This is a genomic window from Plantactinospora sp. GCM10030261 (assembly GCF_042666615.1).
In the GTDB taxonomy this organism is placed as follows: domain Bacteria; phylum Actinomycetota; class Actinomycetes; order Mycobacteriales; family Micromonosporaceae; genus KBS50.
The window spans coordinates 59947-78758 of record NZ_JBHTDD010000029.1 but is presented as its reverse complement, the minus strand read 5'-3'; the positions used below and the strand labels follow the sequence as shown (position 1 = coordinate 78758).

The window sequence follows — 18812 nt, the reverse complement described above, 5'->3', positions numbered from 1 at the left end:
CCCCACGCCCACGCCCCACGCCCACGCCCCACGCCCCACCCCCACGCCCCACGCCCACGCCCCACGCCCACGCCCACGCCCCACGATCTTGCGCTTGAGGTTGGCGTTATGCCCCCTTAGACCCTGTTTGCGCGAGCCAGAAGTCCAAGATCGGCGCGCGAAGATGGGGCCGGGCCGGGGCGGGGGTGGGCGTGAGCGGTCGGGGTGGGTTAGGTGGCGGCGATGGTGCCGGTCATGAGAAGCGCGATCACCAGGCTGCCCAGGGCCACCCGGTAGAGCACGAAAACGTACAGGGTGTGATGCGCGACGAAGCGCAACAGCCAGGCGATGGCCGCGTAACCCACCACGAAGGCGATCACGGTGGCGACGACCATCTGCGCCCCGGACGGGGCGTGACCGCTGGTGTCGAACACGTCTGGCACGCTGAACAGACCGGACATCACCACCGCCGGAATGGCCAGCAGGAACGAGTAGCGCGCCGCGGTCTCCCGGGTCAGGTTGAGCAACAGTCCGGCGGTGAGCGTGGCGCCGGACCGGGACACCCCGGGGATCAGCGCCATCGCCTGGGCGAGACCCATCAGCACGCCGTCGCGCATGGTGAAGTTCTTGAGCAGCCGGGTCTGCCGCCCCCAGTACTCGGCGAACGCCAGGACGAACGCGAAGACGATCAGGGTGGTGGCGACCAACCACAGGTTACGGGCGGCGGAACGGATCTGGTCCTTGAACAGGAAGCCGAACAGCCCGATCGGGATCGACCCGATGATCACGTACCACGCCATCCGGTAGTCCAGGCTCGGCCGGACCGATTTGTCCCACAGGCCGACCACCCAGGTCCGGGTGAGTCGCCAGATGTCCTTGGCGAAGTAGACGAGTACCGCGGCCTCGGTGCCGAGCTGGGTGACCGCCGTGAAGGACGCACCCGCGTCCTGCTCGAAGAAGATCGCCGAGGTGATCCGCAGGTGCGCCGACGAGCTGATCGGCAGGAACTCGGTGAGCCCCTGCACGATGCCCAAGACGATGATCTCGACCCAGCTCACGCCGGCACCTCGTCTCGTCCGGCGCCGCCATGAGACACCCACGCGCGGTGTTCGACGATTCGCGCGCCGTGCTCCGTCACTCGATCACACCGTTCGTTCGCGACTGCGGGGCTCGCAAACCCGGCTCACTCCTCGCGCTCACCCAATCACACCGTTCGTTCGCGACTGCGGGGCTCGCAAACCCGGCTCACTCCTCGCCCTCACCCGGCAACACCGGACAGCTCCAGCGCCTCGGCGCAGGTGCGCAGGGTGGCGATCCCGCTCTCCCGGTCGGCGACGAACAGCGTCACCGACAGCGTGGTGACCCCGGCCTCCGCGTACGCCCGCATCCGGTCGGCGATCCGCTCCTTCGGACCGAGCAGGGATGTCCGGTCGATGAACTCCAGCGGCACCGCCGCGGCGGCGTCGCGCTGGCGCTTGGCCAGGTAGAGGTCCTGCACCTCGCGGGCGGCGTCGCCGTAGCCCATCCGGGTGGCGAGCTGGTTGTAGAAGTTCTGCTCGCGGCTGCCCATGCCCCCCACGTAGAGCGCCGCGTACCAACGGACCAACTCGGCGCAGGAGGCCACGTCGTCGCCGACCACCACCGGGACGCTCGGCACCACGTCGAAGCCGGCCAGTTCGCGGCCGGCCCTGGCCCGTCCGGCCGCCACCGAGGCGAGTTGTTCGTCGGCGAACTCCGGGGCGTAGAAGATGGCCAACCAGCCGTCGGCGATCTCGCCGGCCAGTTCGAGGTTCTTCGGCCCGACCGCGGCCAGGTATACCGGGATGTGCTCGCGCGGTGGGTGGAAGCCCAGCTTCAGCGCCTTACCGGGGCCGTCCGGCAGCGGCAGGGTGTAGTGCTTCCCGGCGTACTCGACCTGCTTGCGGGCCACGGCCAGGTTGACGATGTCGACGTACTCCCGGGTGCGCGCGAGCGGCTTGGCGAACCGGACGCCGTGCCAGCCCTCCGACACCTGCGGCCCGGAAACGCCGAGGCCGAGCCGGAACCGGCCGCCGGAGAGGGCGTCGATGGTGGCCGCGGTCATCGCGGTCATCGCCGGGGTCCGCCCGGGGATCTGCATCACCGCCGAACCCAGGTCGATCTGCTCGGTCTGCCCGGCCATCCAGGCAAGCATGCTCGGTGAGTCGGATCCGTACGCCTCCGCCGCCCACACCACCGAGTACCCCAGACGGTCCGCCTCCTGGGCCATCGCCAGGTGGTCCGCCGGTGTGCTCCACGCCGTCTGGTATCCGAGGCTGAGCCCGAGTCGCACTGGTCCTCCCCATCCCGCACCACGAGTCGCACCAGGGTACGCAATAGCGGTGGGCCCCCTGACCACCGGCCGCCCCGACGCGCCGGACCAGGCAACCTCCCCGCCGGAGTCGGATCTTCGACGGCGGTTCACCGGGAGCGAGGATATCGGGCGGTGGCGAAGCAGAATACAGTTCGTCTCATGCAGCAGCGACCGCTCGGCCGAAGCGGGCTGGCGGTTTCCCGGCTCGCGCTCGGCACCATGACCTGGGGTCGGGACACCGACGCAGACGACGCGGCCGCCCAGCTCAAGAGCTACCTCGACGCCGGTGGCAACCTGGTGGACACCGCCGACGTGTACGGCGACGGGGACGCCGAGTCGGTGATCGGTTCGCTGCTGGGTGGGCTGGTGTCCCGCGACGAGGTGCTCATCGCCACCAAGGCCGGCCTGCGCCCCGGCGCCACCCGTCGCCGCGACAACTCGCGTGGCCACCTGCTGCGTACCCTGGACGCCTCGTTGCGTCGGCTGGGCACGGACTACGTCGACCTCTGGCAGGTACACGGGTACGACCCGGACACCCCGCTGGAGGAAACGCTCGCGGCGCTGGACCAGGCGGTGCACAGCGGCCGGGTCCGGTATGTGGGGGTCTCCAACTTCTCCGGTTGGCAGACCGCCCGGGCGGCGACCTGGCAGGCGGCGTTCCCCGGCCGGTCCCCGGTGATCGCCACCCAGGTGGAGTACTCATTGCTGGAGCGGGGCATCGAGCGGGAGGTGGTGCCCGCCTGCGCGGCGCTCGGGCTCGGCGTGCTGCCGTGGTCACCGCTCGGTCGCGGGGTGCTCACCGGCAAGTACCGCCACGGCCGGCCCGCGGACTCGCGGGCCGCGAGCCCGCACTACGAACGGTTCGTCGCGCGGTACCTGGAGCCACGGTGCTCCAGCATCGTGGAGGCGGTCTCCACGGCCGCCGGTGGGTTGGGTGTCTCGCCGCTGGAGGTGGCGCTGGCCTGGGTCCGCGACCGGCCCGGGGTGGTGGCGCCGATCCTCGGCGCCCGCACCATCGGGCAACTGTTGGGCGCGCTGCAGGTGGAGCGAATGACCCTGCCGGCGGAGATCGCCCGGGCACTGGACGACGTGTCCGCGCAGCCGCTGGGTTATCCGGAGACCGACGGCTGAGACAACGGTCCGCCCGGGCGGCCGCGGCGGGCGGGACCCGACGGCCGCGGCGGGCGGTTCAGGGGCTGGCGGACGGCCGTCCCGATGGGCAGCATGGAGCCCATGGACTACGAATACGCGCCGCTGCGGTTACCAGCGAATGTCGACCGGGTGACGGCGGCGGCGCAACTGGCGATCCAGGCGGAGTTCTCGGGCTGGGAACTGGCCCGGGTGCAGCTGTTCCGGGACGGCACCCGTCAGGTGGTGCTCCGCCGCCGGCGGGTGAACGGACCGCAGCCGGGCCTGTCGTACTGACCCCCGCGCGGGCCCGTCCACCGCCGGCCCACTCACCGCGCCGGCTCGGCCTCCTCGACCGCGTCGGCCACGAACGGGTGCTCGTCGAGGCGACCGACCAGCCGGTCGTCCACCGCCGGCTGGAACGGGCCGACCGCGTCCTCGTCGTCGTACGCCTCCAGGTCCAGCGGGGTGCCCACCTCGCTCACCATCACCACCCCGTCCAGCGGTTCGAGTTCCGGGACGTCGAGCGCGGTCAGCGAGCCGTCACCGGCCTGAAGCAGCTCCAGCACCGCCTCACCAACGCCCTCGACGGGCACCGGCTCGTCATCGTCCGGCACCGACGCCTGCCGGGCCGCCTGAGCCACCCGGACCAGCGCCGCGACGCTCGGCACCCGGAAGTCGCGGCGCTGCCGCACCGACAGCACCCGGGGGTACGGGTCGGTCGGCTCGCCGTCCTCGTCCGCTCCGGGGCCGCCGAGCCGCCCGTCGGCCTCGGCCGGGTCGATCATCTCGACGTCCCACGGGGTCACCTCACCGAACGCGTTGAGCAGCAGGTCGTCGTACTCGTAGGAGGTGTTGTTGAGCGCGACGTACGCCTGCCAGACGTCGTCGTCATCAACCCTTCCCGAGGCGGACTTCACCGCGGACAGATGGGCTCGCGCGGCCTCGATCACCCGCTCCAGGGCGGCTTCGAGTTCGGCGTGCTGGTCGGTCATGGTGTGCAGGTCCCTTCGCGTTGGGCAAGGCGGTGGGCTCGGACGCCGGCTGTTCAGCAGCCGCGGAGGAAGCGGTCGAGCACTCGCACGCCGAACTGTAGTCCGTCCACCGGTACCCGCTCGTCAATGCCATGGAACAACGCGGAGAAGTTGAGGTCCGGCGGCAGCCGCAGCGGGGTGAAACCGAAGCACCGGATGCCGAGCCGGTTCCACGCCTTCGCGTCGGTGCCGCCGGAGAGCATGTACGGCACCGGACGCGCACCGGCGTCCTCGGCGCGCAACGCGGCCGCCATCGCGTCCACCAGTTCCCCGTCGAACGTGGTCTCGATCCCGGGCTGCCGCTGGACGTACTCCATCTCGATGTCCGGGCCGATCAGCTCGCGGATCTGCTCCGCGAGCAGCTCGGACTGGCCGGGCAGGCTGCGGCAGTCGATGGTGGCGGAGGCCCGGCTGGGGATCACGTTGTCCTTGTAGCCGGCGGCCAGCCGGGTGGGGTTGGCGGTGTTGCGGATGGTCGCCCCGATGATGGTGGCGATCGGTCCCAGCTTGGCGATCGCCAGCTCCGGGTCGTCCGGGTCGAGTTCGATGCCGAGCACCTCGGCGGCGTGTTCCAGGAACGCCTCCACGGTCGGGGTCATGACCACCGGGAACCGGTGCCGGCCGACCCGGGCGACCGCCTCGCAGAGCGCGGTCACCGCGTTGTCGTCGTGGATGAACGAGCCGTGCCCGGGCCGGCCGCGGGCGGTCAACCGCAACCAGTCGACGCCCTTCTCGGCGGTTTCGATCAGGTACAGCCGCAGGTCGTTGTTGATCGTGTACGAGAAGCCACCCACCTCGCCGATCGCCTCGGTGCAGTCGGCGAACAGGTCCGGATGCCGCTCCACGAGAAAATGCGCCCCGCGGTCACTGCCGGCCTCCTCGTCGGCGGTGAAGGCCAGGACGATGTCCCGCTCCGGCCGGGCGCCGGTGCGCTGCCAGTCGCGCACTACGGCCAGCATCATGGCGTCGAAGTCCTTCATGTCGACGGCGCCCCGCCCCCACAGGTAACCGTCGCGCTGCTCCCCGGAGAACGGATGCACCGTCCACTCGGCCGCGTCGGCCGGCACCACGTCCAGGTGGCCGTGCACGAGCAGCGCGCTCCGGTCGGGGTTGGTGCCGGGAATCCGGGCGACCAGACTGGCCCGGCCGGGCACCGCCTCGTGGATCTGCGACTCCACGCCCACCTCGGCGAGCTTCTCCGCGACGTACTCGGCCGCCCGACGTTCACCCGCGCTGGTGGCGTCGTCGCCGGTGTTCGTCGTGTCGATGCGCAGCAGGTCGCGACAGAGTTCGACGACCTCGTCGGTGGCGGCCGGCGGACTGGTTTCCGGGTGGGTGGTCATGCTTCTTCATACCAGGATCGGCCGGTCCGGGATCTGGCCGGCATCCACCGGGCGCGGGCAGCGGCCCTCGGTCCACCCGCAGATCGTCCCCACGTCGACACTGCCCGCTGCCACCGGCGGTTTCGCCGGCCGGCGGTCCGGGTATCGCCGCAGCCAGCCGCTGGCATCCAGGGAGGTCGCATGAGCACGGTTCCGTTGCCGCCGCTGCCGGCCGACACCGGCGAGCCCGCGCAGGACTACCGCCCCGGCGGGCGAAGCATGGTGGACCTGCTTGCCGACGAGCACCACCGGATCGACGGACTGTGCGCCGAACTGGTCGACGACGCCGCTGATCCGGGACGTCGTCGGCAGCTCGCCGAGGTGCTCACCGCGACCGTGGTCCGGCACCTGTCCGCCGAGGAGCAGTACCTGTATCCCACGGTGCGCGTCGCGGTGCCGGACGGGCCGACGCTCGCCGATCGGGAACTGGCGGCCGACATCACGCTGCTGACCGCGCTCCGTGAGCTGACCGGAACCGCCTCGGCGGACGCCGAATTCGACAGGCGCGCGGAGCGGGTGGCCGGACTGCTCCGCCGGCACGCCGCCGCGGCGGAGACCGACCTGTTCCCGCCGCTGCGGCAGGTGGCCACCGACGCGGAACTGATCCGGCTGGGCAACCGGGTGGAGATCGCCGAGGAGGCCGCACCGACCCGGCCGCACCCCCACACCCCCCTCACCCCGCCCTGGAACCGGGTGGTTCATCCGGCGGTGGGCATGCTCGACAAGGTCCGCGACGCCGTCACCCGGCGCCGTACGTACCTGGAGGACCTGCCGCTGCCGCGGCAGGCGAATCGCCGGCATCGATAGCCCAGGTTGGTCGCACGGCGGCAGCTTCGGGCCGGCACCACCGGAGTTCCTCCGGGACCACGGGTGATGGCGACATTACGGTCGGTCCGTGGATCAGCCCTTCGGTTACCCGAATTCCTCGATCAGTGAATCTTTACCGACTGGAGACCTTCCGGAGAATCATCCTTTCGGCCTACGGTCGAGTAATGAACCTGGAGCTGCGACACCTACGAGTGGTCTGCACGATCGCGGAGGCGGGCAGTGTCACGAAGGCGGCGTCCACGCTGGGGCTCGCCCAACCGGCCCTGACCACCCAGCTCCAACGCATCGAACGACTGCTCGGCGGCGCGCTGTTCGACAGGGACCGCCGGGGCGCCCGGCCCACCGCCCTCGGCGACCTCGTGCTCAACCGGGCCCGGGTGCTGCTCCCGGCCGTCCAGGGCCTGCAGGACGAGGCGACCCGCCTCGCCGGCAGCGCCGACACCCCGACCGCGTACCGGTTCGGCGTCGTCAACAGTCCCATCCTGGGTCGGTTGGTGCACCGCCTGCTCACCACCGATCCGGACGCCCAGGTGACCACCCAGGCCTCGTGGTACGTGGCGGAACTCGCGCAGCAGGTGCTCTCCGGTCGACTGGACTTCGTCCTCTGCGGTGGCTGCGGCGACGCCACCCCGGCCCCGGACCACGGCCTGACCTGGCAGCCCGTCGCCGTGGACACCATCTCGGTCGCACTACCCGAACGACACCCGCTGGCCAGCCTGGACGAGATCGACCTGGCCGACCTCGCCGACGAGCGGTGGGTTTCGGTACCCGGCGACGGATGCTTCACCGACTGCTTCGCGACCGCCTGCGCCCGCGCCGGCTTCGCCCCCCAGCAGATCTACGAGACCGACCTGCTCGGCTGCATGGACCTGGTGGAGGCCGGCGCCGCCGTGGCGCCCTGCCAGGCGAGCTTCCGCCCGATGCCCGGCCTGGTCACCCGCCCGCTGGCGGGTGCCCCGCTGCGTTGGCGGTCCCTGCTGGGCTGGCACGCCGACGCACCGGCCGCCGCCGACGCACCAGCCGTGCTCGCCGAGGCCCGCACCGCGTACGCCGACCTCGTGGACGGCAACCCGGGTTACCGGGCCTGGCTGCGCCGCCACCCGGCGTTCGGTGCCGACCCGGTGCCCGCCTGATCAGACCTGCCGAAGGCCGGTGACCCGGTCGATCATGAAGTTGACCACCCATCTGATCTTCGGAAAGCTGGTTAACCTCATGATCGACGTTGGCAGTCGGCGGCACTGACCCCGCATCCATCCGGCGTCAGCGGGTAGCCGTACCGGCATGACGGATCTGTATCCCACCGGAGACGACGACCGAACGGCACCCGGGCGGGGCACCGGGGTGACCGACGAACGGGAACTGGCGCGCCGGACGGCCGCCGCGCACACCGCCGCGTCCCGCGACGTGGAGGCGTTCCTGCGCCGGTTGCCAGAGGTTCCGTCCCCGGGCGACGTCGCCGAGTTCGGCGCCCTGGTGGCGCGCGAGGAACTGCTCCGGGCCGAGCGGCAGGAGGCCACCGACGCCGCCGGCCTGCCGATCCCGAGCGTCGGCCGGCCCTGACCCGGCCCCCATTCCCCGGCCCTAACCCGGCCCCCATTCCCCGTCCCTGAACCGGCCGCCATTCCCCGGCCCTGACTCCGCCGGCCCTGACCCGGCCACTTCTCCGCCGGTCCTGAGCGGGTCAGGTCGCCGGCAGCGTCAGCGGTCCGCCAGCGGGTCGTGACCGAGGTCCAGCAGCGCGTGCCGCCACCGCTCGTCGGTTGACCCGTCGGCCGGGCGGGCGTCCAACAGCTTGTCGATCTCGTCCACCGTGTCCCGCATCACCGTGATGTCGTCGGGCGTGAGATCGACCTTGCGCTTGCCCTTGATGTGCAGGATGGACCGTCCCGGCTCGGGCAGGGCGAGGTCCGGTCCCGACGGAAACGCCTCCTCCCCCGACCCCTGGGTCAGCAACCAACCGCGCAGCTGTTCCGAGGTCACGTTCACGTGGTCGTGGAAGTCCTGCCAGAGCTGCTCCACCTCGGCCTCCACGCGCTGCTCGCGGGCCATCAGTCAGCTCCCTCCGCCGAGCCGGGCGAGTCCGGTTCGCCCGGCGTCTCCCCACCGCCTTTCCCCGCATCCGGCGGCGCAACCCGGGTCCGCCTCGGGTTGGCGGTCGGCGCCTGCCGAATCTGGCGGTCCGCCGCCGGGTCCTCCGGCTCCCCCGGTTCGGTCACCACGACCCGCTCACCGGGGCACGGCCGGATCCCGGGCGGCCCGGTGACCGGCGCCCACCGCGACGTCGAACGTCAGCCGCCCGTCCCGGGCGTTCACCTCGACCCGCTGCCCCGGCGACAGACTGCCGTCGAGCAGCATGCTGGACATCCGGTTGTCCACCTCCCGCTGGATGGTCCGGCGCAACGGGCGGGCACCGAACTCGGGCTGGTGGCCGTGCTCGGCGAGCCAACCCACCGCGTCCGGCGTGAAACGGACCTCGATGTCCTGGGCGTGCAGCCGCCGTCGGGTCTCCTCCAGCATCAGTTCGGTGATCTGCCGCAACTGCCGGTCCTCCAGCCGACGGAATATGATCACCTCGTCGATCCGGTTGAGGAACTCCGGCCGGAAGTGCTCCTGCAGCCGGCGCATCAGCCGCTCCCGCAGTTCGGCGGTTTCCTGGTCGGACCCGCTCTCCGAGCCGTTCCCCGTGCCGAAGCCCACCGCCCGCTGAGTACCCATGATCAGCTCAGAGCCGAGGTTGCTCGTCATGATGAGTACGGTGTTGCGGAAATTCACCGTCCGCCCCTGGCTGTCGGTCAGCCGGCCGTCGTCGAGCACCTGCAGCAGCACGTTGAACACGTCCGGGTGTGCCTTCTCCACCTCGTCGAGCAGCACCACCGAGTACGGTCGGCGGCGGACCTGCTCGGTGAGCTGCCCGGCCTCCTCGTACCCGACGTACCCGGGCGGCGCGCCGACCAGCCGGCTGACGGTGTGTTTCTCCTGGAACTCACTCATGTCCAGCCGGACCATCCGGTCCGAGTCGCCGAACAGCGCCACGGCGAGGGCCCTGGCCAGTTCGGTCTTGCCGACCCCGGTGGGACCGAGGAACAGGAAGCTCCCCATGGGACGGTCCGGGTCGGACAGTCCGGTGCGGGACCGGCGGACCGCCTCGGCGACCGCGCGCACCGCGTCGTCCTGTCCGATCACCCGCTCGTGCAGATGCGCCTCGAGCCGCAGCAGCCGGTCCCGTTCCTCCTCGGTCAACTGGTTGACCGGGATACCGGTGGCCCGGGAGACCACCTCGGCGATCTCCGGCGGGCCGACCTGGGGAACCCGTTCGTCACCGTCGCCCCGAGCCCGACGCAGCCGCTCCTCGATGCCGGTCAGCCGGTCGCGCAACGCCGACGCCCGTTCGTACTGCTCGTCGGCGACGGCCTGCTCCTTGTCCCGGCGGACCTCCTCCAACTCCCGCTCCAGGGCGCGCACGTCACCGTCCGGGGTCCGGGTGCGCAATCGCACCCGGGCACCCGTCTGGTCGATCAGGTCGATCGCCTTGTCCGGCAGGAAGCGGTCGGTGATGTACCGGTCGGCCAGCTCGGCGGCCGCGACCAGCGCCTCGTCGGTGAACCGCACCTGGTGGTGTGCCTCGTACCGGTCCCGCAGTCCGCGCAGGATCTCGACGGTGTCCTCGACGGTCGGCTCCGGCACCAGCACCGGCTGGAACCGACGCGCCAGCGCCGCGTCCTTTTCGACGCTGCGCCGGTACTCGTTCAGCGTGGTGGCTCCGACGACCCGCAGATCGCCGCGGGCCAGGGCCGGTTTGAGCATGTTGCTGGCGTCCATCCCGCCCTCGCTGCCGCCGCCACCAGCGCCCACCAGGGTGTGCATCTCGTCCAGGAAGATGATGAGTTCGTCGCGGTGGGACCGGATCTCCTCGATGACCTTCTTGAGCCGCTCCTCGAAGTCGCCGCGATACCGGGTGCCGGCGACGAGACCGGACAGGTCGAGCTGGATCACCCGCTTGCCGAGCAGGGTGTCCGGCACGTCACCGTCGATGATCCGTTGCGCGAGGCCCTCCACGATGGCCGTCTTGCCGACTCCCGCCTCGCCGATCAGCACCGGGTTGTTCTTGGTCCGGCGGGACAGGATCTCCACCGCCTGTTCGATCTCGTCGGTCCGCCCGATCACCGGGTCGATCTGATCGGCCCGGGCCAGGTCGGTGAGGTCCTGGCCGTACTGGTCGAGGGTGGGTGTCCCGCGGTCCTGCCGCTCCGGCGCCCGGCCGCGCTCCGAGCCGGCGGCCTGCAGCGACTCCGGTTGCACCCGGCTGGAGGCGAGCATCCGGCCGGCCGGTGACTCCGGGTTGAGCGGCAGCGCCATCAGGATGTGCTCGGGCCCGATGTAGGAGGCGCCCATGGCCCGGGAGAGCTGGTGCGCGTCGAGCAGGGCACGCTTCGCGGCCGGCGTGAGCGACAGGTTGGGCGGTACCTCACCGCCGGGTGCCCCGTCGCCCCGACCGCCGAGCGCGGCGATCAGGGTGTCGGGTTCGGCGCCCGCCCGGCGCAGCAGGTCGGTCAGGGGATCCCGTTGCAGGGCGGCCCAGAGGAGGTGATCGGTGTCCAGGTCGGCACTGCGCCGCTGGGCGGCCCGGCGGGCGGCGTCGGCGAGCAGCTCCCGTGCGTCCGCCGTCATCAACCGGGTGATGTCCACCCGGTGGGCCGGTCGCCGGGGCCCCTCTCCCCGGCCGAAGTAGCGGGCCAGGAATTCGTCCCACGGATCGGAGCCGCCGGCCCCGAATCCCTCCGTCATGGCTGTCCCCTGTCCTGCTCGCGGACACGTCCGAACGGTCTCGGCTACCCGACGCGTTCGGCGGCAAACGTCCCACGGCGCCCGGGGCGCCCCGCCCTGCGCCGCGCCGCGCTGACCGTGGTCCTGTCCGGGCGGAGGCCGGACTGGCAGGCTGGGCGGGTGGAATCGGCATTGCTCGTGGTTGACGGCGCGAACGTGGTCGGGTCCCGCCCGGACGGCTGGTGGCGGGATCGGCTGGGTGCCGCCGTGCGGCTGCGTGACCGGTTGGTACCGCTGGCCACGGCCGGCCATCCGGATCTGCCGCCGCCGGTGGAGGTGGTGCTGGTGGTCGAGGGCGCGGCTCGGGGCGTACCGGGAACGCCGGAGGTGCGGGTGGTGTCGGCGCCCGGGTCCGGTGACGACGCGATCGTGGACCTGGTCCGCGTCACCCCGGCGTCCCGCCGGCGGGTGGTGGTGACCGCGGACCGGGAGCTACGGGCCCGGGTCGTTGAGCTGGGCGCCGAGATCCGGGGTCCCCGTTGGATTGACCTCGGTCGCTAGAACTGACCTATCGGACTGGCCGGGCAATCACCCTGCGTTCTACCGGGCAAACGGACTGTCAACGGACGCAGGGGTGAGACCGGACAGCCGGGTAGCAACACGCCGCTGGGGCCCTCTCCGCCCAAAGCCGACTAGCCTCTAGGGTTAGAGCCCTTCCCGCCCCCAGGAGGTCCGGCAGTGGCGAGCGTCGCCGAGCTGAAGTCAGCCATCGATGCCGCGTTGCAGCAGATCGGTGACGGTCAGGCCGCGGTGCAGGCGGCCGGCGAGAAGCTCACCGAGGCGCAGCAGACCCTGGCCGGCGCGCTGGAGGGCAGCGGGCACGAGACGGTCACCGCCGCCCACGCGTCGCTGTCGCAGGCGAACCAGGAACTCCAGGACTGCCTGTCGGCGACGCTGGCCGCTGTCGAGCAGGCCCAGCTCTACTCCGCCAGCCTCTGACTGACATGTCCATTGTGGAGGAGCTGGGCGCCCTGGTCCGGGCCGCCGCGGAGGACCTGCCGGTAGGGCATGTCAGCCAGGCGCTGGACCGGCTCGGCAAAGCCGCCGACCGACTGCGCTGGGTTCGCCAGGAGTCGGCCGATCCGATGGGCGTCCCCGAACTGACCGCCGCCACCGAACATCTGGAGGCCGCTGGCCGGGCGTTGTTCGTCGCCCAGGAACACCTCGCCACGTACCTCGCCGCCATCGGGCTGGCGCGTGACGGCAGGACCACCCCGCCGCCCACCATCGGGGAGGACGCGCGGCGGCGCGCCGAGTCCGACGAGCGCAGGCGGGCCGGGGCGGGTCCCCCGGCCGCGCCACGACCCGTGGGACCGACCGCCGTACGCCGGTGGTGGCCCGCCCGGGTGAACGAGTTGACCGGCGAGAAGGACGCCGTACCGGGCGAACCGTCCCGCGGGGTCACCGACCCGGCCGAGTTGCTGCGCCGCGTCTCCGCCGGGGTGTCCGGCGGAGACCGGTCCCGGTTGCGCCGGGAACTCAACCAGGTCGACGCCGACGTCGGACTCGGTCTCGCCGCGGTCGCCCCGCCGGTGCTGCGCACGCTGGCCACCGAACTACTCGGTCACCCGCCGCGCGCCCAGGACCTCCCCCGGCTGCGCCGGGAGGTCTCCGGCGGTGTCCGGGACCTGCTGCCCGGGCTGCCGCCCGCGGTTCTGGAGACGCTGCTCAGTCGGGTCTGCCGGATGCCGCCGCCGGCACAGCGCGCCGACCGGCCCAACCCGGCCGACCCGGCGGTCGCCGCCGGCGTGGTCGCCGGCCTGCTGGCGCACCGGCTCGGGCGGACCGGACGCCCCGAGCCGCTGGCCCCCCGCCGGCCCAGCCACGAGGCTCGGCGGGCCGGTCCGTGGACCCACCGGCCGCCGCCCCGGTCCAGCCAGTCCGACCCCCCGGAACACCCGCCGGCCCTCCGGGAGACCCATGGCTGACGTCCGGACCCAGCTCGTCAACCGGGTCCGTGGCATGCTGTCGCACGCGCTCGGCGCGACGCGGGACCAGCTCGCCGCGGCCCGGTCCGACCTCGACGCCGCCACAGGCCGGCTCGGCCGGACCCGACGGGCGGCTCGCCGCGTGCCCGGGCAGGCCGCCGAGCAGCGCGATCACCGCATCGCCGACATCGAGACCCGGCACGCCGCCCGGCTCCGTGAGCTGGCCGACGCGGCGGCGACGGCCGCAGCCCGGCAGGCCCCCGGTGCGGCCGGCGCGGCGTGGGCGGACTGGCGACCGACCCCGCCGTCGCGGGCCGAGGCGCCCGGTTCGCTGCGGATCGGCGAGATCCCGATCGCCGGAAGCCGGGTGCCAGCCCTGGTCCCGCTGCTCGACGCCGGCCACGTCCAGCTCACCGGCGACGACCCGGCCGGCGCCGACGCCGTCGCCGCCACCCTGCTGCTGCGCGCCGTCGGGCGGGCGGAACCGGGCGCCGTACGACTCGTCGGGTACGACCCGGAGCACCTCGGTGGCGGCCTCGCGGGATTCGCACCGCTGTCGACCGCGGGACTGCTCACGTTCGTCGGACCGGGTGGACTCACCGGGCTGCTGGACGAGTTGGTCGACCAGATCCGCCGGATCAACGAGCAGGTCCTGGCCGGCGAGTACCTCTCGATCCGTGAGCTGGCCGCCGCCACCGGACGCCGACCGGAGCCGTGGCGGGTGGCCGTGCTGCTGGGCGGCGAGGAGCCGAGCCGGCACGAACGGGCCCAACTCGACCGGATCGCCCGCACCGGCGCCACCTGCGGCGTACACCTGCTGGTCCGGGACCTCGACCTGCCGGACGTACCGACGGTGACCCGGCTGCGGCTGTCAGCCGGCGCGGCCGAGGTCGGTGACTACCCGGGCCTGCCGGTGACCCTGGACCCGGCGCCCCCGCCCGCGCTGCTCACCGAAACCTGCCGACGGATCGCCGCGCGGGTCAGCGCGGGTCCGGCGCCCGCCCCGTTCACCGACCTGCTGCCGCCGCCGGACGCCTGGTGGCGGGAGAACTCCGCGAACGGGCTGACCGCCCCGATCGGAGACGGTCCGCAGGGCCGGCCGGTGCGGCTGACCCTCGGCGACTACCCCCCGCACGCGCTGATCGGCGGACCGTCGGGCACCGGGAAGACAAACCTGATCTTCGCGTGGATCGGCGCGCTGGCGGCCCGGTACTCCCCAACCGAGCTGGAGTTCTACCTGCTGGACTTCAAGGAGGGCGTGTCGTTCGCCCGGTTCGCCCAGGGCCGACGGGACCCGAGCTGGCTACCGCACCTGCGGCTGGTCGGCATCAACGTCAACACCGATCGGGAGTTCGGCCTGGCCCTGCTCCGGTTCCTCGCCGATGAGCTGCGCCGGCGCGCCGAGGCCGCCAAACGACACGAGGTCACCAAGCTCGCCGAGCTGCGCGTCGTCGACCCGACCGGACACTGGCCGCGGATCGTCGCCGTAGTGGACGAGTTCCAGATGCTGCTGGCCGGCCGGGACGCCGTCGCCCGGGAGGCCGCCGACCTGCTGGAGGACCTGGCCCGCCGAGGCCGGTCGCAGGGCATCCACCTGGTGCTGGCGTCGCAGGACGTCCGGGGCATCGAGGCGTTGTGGGGCCGGCCGGCCCTGGTCGCCCAGTTCACCCTGCGGATCGCCATGCCCAAGGCACTGCGGATCCTCGAGGAGCGCAACGACGCGGCACAGACCCTCCCCCGGCACCACGCGGTGGTGAACGCCGAATCCGGAATGGTGGAGGGCAACCAGGTCGCCCGGATCCCGACGGCAAGCGACTGGCAGACCTGGCAGGACGTGCAGCACCGGCTGTGGCGGATGCGGCCGCCGCGGGCCACACCGGCGCGGCTGTTCGACGGCGACGCCATTCCGCGGCTGCGCGACGCCCCGGACTTCCAGGCGCTGCGTCCCGCCGAGGCGGACCCCGGCGAGCAGCGGCCGGCGCCGGTACGCACCCCCGTCGCCCTGCTCGGCGAGATCATCGATGTGCAGGCCCGGTCGGCGGGCCTGCGGCTGCCCCGGGCACCCGGGCGGAACCTCGCGGTGATCGGCACCAGCGTCGAGGAGGCGTGCGCCGTCCTGGACGCCGCCGGGCGTTCGCTGCACCGCCAGCAGTCTCCCGGCGCGGCCCGGTACTCGGTGGCCTGCCTCGACCCGGACGCCGAACCGGCGGCCATGGCGCTGTACGACGCGCTCGGCGGCGACGCGGCGTGGTACGACGAGGAGACCGTGCCGGAACTGGTCGCCGAGACGGCCGCCGGGCTGCGTGGCGGCCCGGCCGAGCCGCACTACCTGCTGCTGTACGCAGTGGACGCGGCGGCGGGGCAGCTCGGCGCCCAGCTCGACGGACGGACCGGCCTGGAACACCTGCGGCAGGTGCTGCACGACGGCCCGGAGCGGCGTACCCACGTGCTGGCCTGGTGGCGCGGGGTGGCCCGGATGCGGGCCGACCTGGGTGGACCGGCGGCCCGGACCGACCAGATCGGCGCCTGGGTGGCGCTCGACGTCCAGGGCTCGGAGCTGACCTCGTTGCATCCCGGCACCGGCGGGCCGGACTGGTATCCCCGGCCGTGGCGGGGCCTGTTCTTCGACCGGTCGGCGCACCGCACCGGCCAGGTCATCATCCCGTACCGGGCGGGACCGTGAGGGCGAGGAGTGAGCCGGGTTTGCGAGCCCCGCAGCCCCGAACAAGGGTGGGACCGTGAGGGCGAGGAGTGAGCCGGGTTTGCGAGCCCCGCAGCCCCGAACAAGGGTGGGACCGTGAGGGCGAGGAGTGAGCCGGGTTTGCGAGCCCCGCAGCCCCGAACAAGGGTGAAACCGTGACGGATAGCTACGCCGACGTGATGCGGCGGCTCGCGGCGCTGTCCGGCCGGGCGGCGGCCCAGCGCGCCGAGGCGCGGGACTGGTACGAGGGGCAGATCGCGGCGGCCGAGCGGGCGGTCGACGCGGCCGAGCGGGAGGTCGCGGCGGCCAGCGCCCGGGTGACGGCCGCCCGTGAGGTGGCCGAACGTGTGGAGGCCGACGCGGGACGGATGTGGCAGGCGCTGCCGGCTCGGCTGAACATCCCGCCCGCCCGGTTGGGGGCGCCGCCGGTGCCGGTGGCCGACGCCACCGCCACCGACGATCCAGAGGACCTGCTGGACGACGTGCGGACGCTGCTGGAGCGAGCCGGTCGCCCCGGAGACCTGCCGGCGTCGGCCAATCCGCTGCTGATGGTCTACGGGGTACTGGGAGCGGCGCTGGCCGCCGGTCTGGGTGCGGCGGCCCGGATGGTCGGCACCCGGTACGGCGGGGATCTGCGGGTGGGGCTGCCGGTGATCGGCCTGGTGCTCACATTGCTCGGACCGGTGGTCGGCCTCGCCCCGGCCCGGCGGCTCGCCGACCGGCGGCACGCCACCCTCGGTCCCCGCGCGATGGCGGTGGTGGTGGCTGCCGGGCTGGTGACCACCGCGCTTCTGGTTGCCGTGCTCCGCTAGGCATCGCCGCTCGTGGGCGACCGGCCGGCGCGGCCGGACGGCCTCCGGCACACCGGCCAGACCGCGCGCCAGCGACAGTGCGTGGGCAAGCGCCATCCCCTCCCGGTCGTCAGGCCGGCACCAGCGCCGCTTCCCGGAGCAGCCGGCGGACCAGCACCAGCCGGTCGGAGTCGTCGTCCAGGCCGGGTAGCTCGGCCACCCGGTGCACACCACCGTCGAGCACCGCGCGCAACGCGGGACCGCACGGCTCGGGCAGGTCCAGTGTCCGGTCGAACAGCCGCAGCACGATCCGGCCCGGTTCGCCCCGGTCGAGTCGCCAGCGCAGGCCCCGGCGCAGGGTCACCCGGCTGTCCGGAGCCAGCCCATCGATCGCGGCGGCCTGCGCCATCGGGCGGATCGGCGCCGGTCGGGCGGCCGGCCAGGCCCGCTGCCGCAGCCGGGCGGCCACCGCCGCCGGGTCGGCGGTCGACAGCCAGTCCCGCAGCGCCTCCACGGTTTCGGTCAGTTCCGGCTCCACCTGGTCCGGGTCGGCGATGTCGAGTCCGAACGGCAGGGTGGAGCGCAACCGGGCGTCCTCGGTGGCGAGCCCCAACAGTTCCTCGACCAGCGCGTACCGGGTCAATGCCCGGATGCCGACGGTCAGGTGCAGCGAGCTGTCCCGTTGCGCCTGGGCGCTGTGCAGCCAGCCCCGGGGGAGGTAGAGAGCGTCGCCCGGGGCCAGCACCACGTCCAGCGCCGGCTCGCCCCGGGCCACCGCCGACACCTCGTCGGCCCGGCCGCCCCACTGCTGCCGTTCCAGCGGGTCGGGCAGCACCGGCTCGTGGATCCGCCACCGCTTGTGCCCGTCCACCTGGAGGACGAAGACGTCGTGCGTGTCGTAATGGGTGGCGAAGCCCTGGCTGCCGGCCGGCGTCAGGTAGGCGTTGATCTGCAACGGGTGGCCGACCGCGAGGCCGAGTTCCCGAGCGAAGTCGATCAGCGGTGGCCAGGTGCGGTGCAGTCCCTGCAACACCAGGGTCGCGCCGTCGGCGTACACCTGGAGGATCTTCTCGTCGAGGACCTGGTCGCCGATCTCGGCGCCCGCGCCGCCGCCACCGGTGTATCGGCTCGCGGGCAACACCTGGCCGTCCTTGGCCACCCGCAGGAACGGGGTACGCAGGCCGCGCCGGCTGAACAGTTCGTCGGCGTCCTCTGGGGACAGCAGGTCGGTGAAGCCGGCCCGGTTCGGCAGTTCGGCGGCGCGGGACAGCACCGGTCCCCGACCCCAGTGGGCCGTGCCGAACGTGTCGGGCTCGACGGCCACGCACCGGGCCAGCGCGGCGGCGGCGGAGTCGTCGAGCGCCGGGCGGCCATGGCCGCCCGGCGCGTCGGTCGTCATCGGAGGAGCCCGTCAGCGCGCGGCGCCGTCGGCACCGCCGTCCTGCTGACCCGGGTTCGCGCCACCGTCGGCCGGACCCTCGGCACCACCGTCGGCACCGCCGTCCTGGTGGCCCGGGGTCGCACCGCCGTCGGCCGGACCCTCGGCACCACCGTCGGCACCGCCGTCCTGCTGGCCCGGGGTCGCACCGCCGTCGGCCGGACCCTCGGCACCACCGTCGGCACCACCGTCCCGCACACCCGGCGTCGCGCCACCGTCGGCCGGACCCTCGGCACCGGTGCCGCCCACGCCACGAATGTCGTCGTCGTTCAACTTCATCGGCGTTCCCCTCTGCTGTTCCGCCGCCTCGCGCGGCCGTCCGCCGCGTCGCGGCGCCATGCTCGGCTGGTACCCCGAGCGCGATCATGTCTAACCACGCCAACGATCCCGATCCACGCCGGGTGCGCCCGGCGATCCCCTCGGATCGTCCGTTCGTCTCAGCGAATC

At 73.0% G+C, this 18812-nt stretch carries 18 protein-coding genes; 10 read left to right on the top strand and 8 right to left on the bottom strand.

All coding sequences use genetic code 11. From position 1 onward, the window contains the following. Positions 1 to 209 precede the first annotated feature (209 nt). Together ACFQUZ_RS26850 and ACFQUZ_RS26845 are read right to left on the bottom strand one after the other, a co-directional pair. Positions 210 to 1037, bottom strand: a complete 828-nt coding sequence (locus tag ACFQUZ_RS26850; RefSeq protein ID WP_377447048.1) for an undecaprenyl-diphosphate phosphatase — start codon at positions 1035 to 1037, stop codon at positions 210 to 212. A 200-nt stretch (positions 1038 to 1237) separates the two neighbouring features. Beyond that, the gene (locus ACFQUZ_RS26845; RefSeq protein WP_377447045.1) at positions 1238 to 2290 is read right to left on the bottom strand and encodes an LLM class F420-dependent oxidoreductase; all 1053 of its coding nucleotides are present in this window, start codon (positions 2288 to 2290) and stop codon (positions 1238 to 1240) included. Positions 2291 to 2470: 180 nt separating this feature from the next. On the opposite strand from ACFQUZ_RS26845, the gene ACFQUZ_RS26840 reads away from it, so the two are divergent. Next, positions 2471 to 3442, top strand: a complete 972-nt coding sequence (locus ACFQUZ_RS26840; protein ID WP_377447042.1) for an aldo/keto reductase — start codon at positions 2471 to 2473, stop codon at positions 3440 to 3442. A 102-nt stretch (positions 3443 to 3544) separates the two neighbouring features. Continuing rightward, a complete protein-coding gene (locus tag ACFQUZ_RS26835) occupies positions 3545 to 3736 on the top strand; it encodes a DUF5703 family protein (RefSeq protein WP_377447039.1) in 192 nt (63 codons plus the stop codon). Between the two features lie 32 nt (positions 3737 to 3768). On the opposite strand, the gene ACFQUZ_RS26830 is transcribed toward ACFQUZ_RS26835, so the two are convergent. Together ACFQUZ_RS26830 and ACFQUZ_RS26825 are read right to left on the bottom strand one after the other, a co-directional pair. Further along, entirely contained in the window at positions 3769 to 4434 is a 666-nt protein-coding gene (locus ACFQUZ_RS26830) for a hypothetical protein (RefSeq protein WP_377447036.1), read from the bottom strand. Between the two features lie 53 nt (positions 4435 to 4487). After that, positions 4488 to 5816, bottom strand: coding sequence for a M20/M25/M40 family metallo-hydrolase (locus ACFQUZ_RS26825; RefSeq protein WP_377447033.1), 1329 nt, complete (start codon positions 5814 to 5816; stop codon positions 4488 to 4490). Between the two features lie 180 nt (positions 5817 to 5996). Here ACFQUZ_RS26825 and ACFQUZ_RS26820 point away from each other — a divergent pair, with 180 nt between their 5' ends. The 3 genes from ACFQUZ_RS26820 (at position 5997) to ACFQUZ_RS26810 (ending at position 8243) form a co-directional block, all read left to right on the top strand. Further along, positions 5997 to 6662, top strand: a complete 666-nt coding sequence (locus tag ACFQUZ_RS26820; protein WP_377447030.1) for a hemerythrin domain-containing protein — start codon at positions 5997 to 5999, stop codon at positions 6660 to 6662. A 185-nt stretch (positions 6663 to 6847) separates the two neighbouring features. Continuing rightward, positions 6848 to 7816, top strand: a complete 969-nt coding sequence (locus ACFQUZ_RS26815; RefSeq protein ID WP_377447027.1) for a LysR substrate-binding domain-containing protein — start codon at positions 6848 to 6850, stop codon at positions 7814 to 7816. 148 nt (positions 7817 to 7964) lie between these two features. Then, positions 7965 to 8243: a hypothetical protein gene (locus ACFQUZ_RS26810; protein ID WP_377447024.1), complete on the top strand. Its 279-nt coding sequence runs from the start codon at positions 7965 to 7967 to the stop codon at positions 8241 to 8243. 138 nt (positions 8244 to 8381) lie between these two features. On the opposite strand, the gene ACFQUZ_RS26805 is transcribed toward ACFQUZ_RS26810, so the two are convergent. Together ACFQUZ_RS26805 and ACFQUZ_RS26800 are read right to left on the bottom strand one after the other, a co-directional pair. Beyond that, positions 8382 to 8732, bottom strand: coding sequence for a DUF3140 domain-containing protein (locus ACFQUZ_RS26805; protein WP_377447021.1), 351 nt, complete (start codon positions 8730 to 8732; stop codon positions 8382 to 8384). A gap of 177 nt (positions 8733 to 8909) precedes the next feature. Beyond that, on the bottom strand, positions 8910 to 11468 hold the full coding sequence (locus ACFQUZ_RS26800; protein ID WP_377447018.1) for an ATP-dependent Clp protease ATP-binding subunit: 2559 nt from the start codon (positions 11466 to 11468) through the stop codon (positions 8910 to 8912). 159 nt (positions 11469 to 11627) lie between these two features. Between ACFQUZ_RS26800 and ACFQUZ_RS26795 the strand changes: the two genes are divergently transcribed. From ACFQUZ_RS26795 to ACFQUZ_RS26775, 5 genes are all read left to right on the top strand, one after another. Next, positions 11628 to 12008: a hypothetical protein gene (locus ACFQUZ_RS26795; RefSeq protein ID WP_377447016.1), complete on the top strand. Its 381-nt coding sequence runs from the start codon at positions 11628 to 11630 to the stop codon at positions 12006 to 12008. A 177-nt stretch (positions 12009 to 12185) separates the two neighbouring features. Beyond that, entirely contained in the window at positions 12186 to 12446 is a 261-nt protein-coding gene (locus tag ACFQUZ_RS26790; protein WP_377447013.1) for a hypothetical protein, read from the top strand. Positions 12447 to 12451: 5 nt separating this feature from the next. After that, entirely contained in the window at positions 12452 to 13435 is a 984-nt protein-coding gene (locus ACFQUZ_RS26785; RefSeq protein WP_377447010.1) for a hypothetical protein, read from the top strand. After that, a complete protein-coding gene (locus ACFQUZ_RS26780) occupies positions 13428 to 16118 on the top strand; it encodes an FtsK/SpoIIIE domain-containing protein (RefSeq protein WP_377447007.1) in 2691 nt (896 codons plus the stop codon). Before ACFQUZ_RS26785 ends, ACFQUZ_RS26780 begins: the two co-directional genes overlap by 8 nt. 197 nt (positions 16119 to 16315) lie before the next feature. After that, the gene (locus tag ACFQUZ_RS26775) at positions 16316 to 16948 is read left to right on the top strand and encodes a hypothetical protein (protein WP_377447055.1); all 633 of its coding nucleotides are present in this window, start codon (positions 16316 to 16318) and stop codon (positions 16946 to 16948) included. Between the two features lie 109 nt (positions 16949 to 17057). Here the strand turns inward: ACFQUZ_RS26775 and ACFQUZ_RS26770 are convergent, their stop codons facing one another. Continuing rightward, positions 17058 to 18326: a cupin domain-containing protein gene (locus tag ACFQUZ_RS26770; RefSeq protein WP_377447004.1), complete on the bottom strand. Its 1269-nt coding sequence runs from the start codon at positions 18324 to 18326 to the stop codon at positions 17058 to 17060. 12 nt (positions 18327 to 18338) lie between these two features. Continuing rightward, complete coding sequence (locus ACFQUZ_RS26765; RefSeq protein WP_377447001.1) at positions 18339 to 18644, bottom strand: hypothetical protein; 306 nt, start codon at positions 18642 to 18644, stop codon at positions 18339 to 18341. Positions 18645 to 18812: the final 168 nt, after the last annotated feature.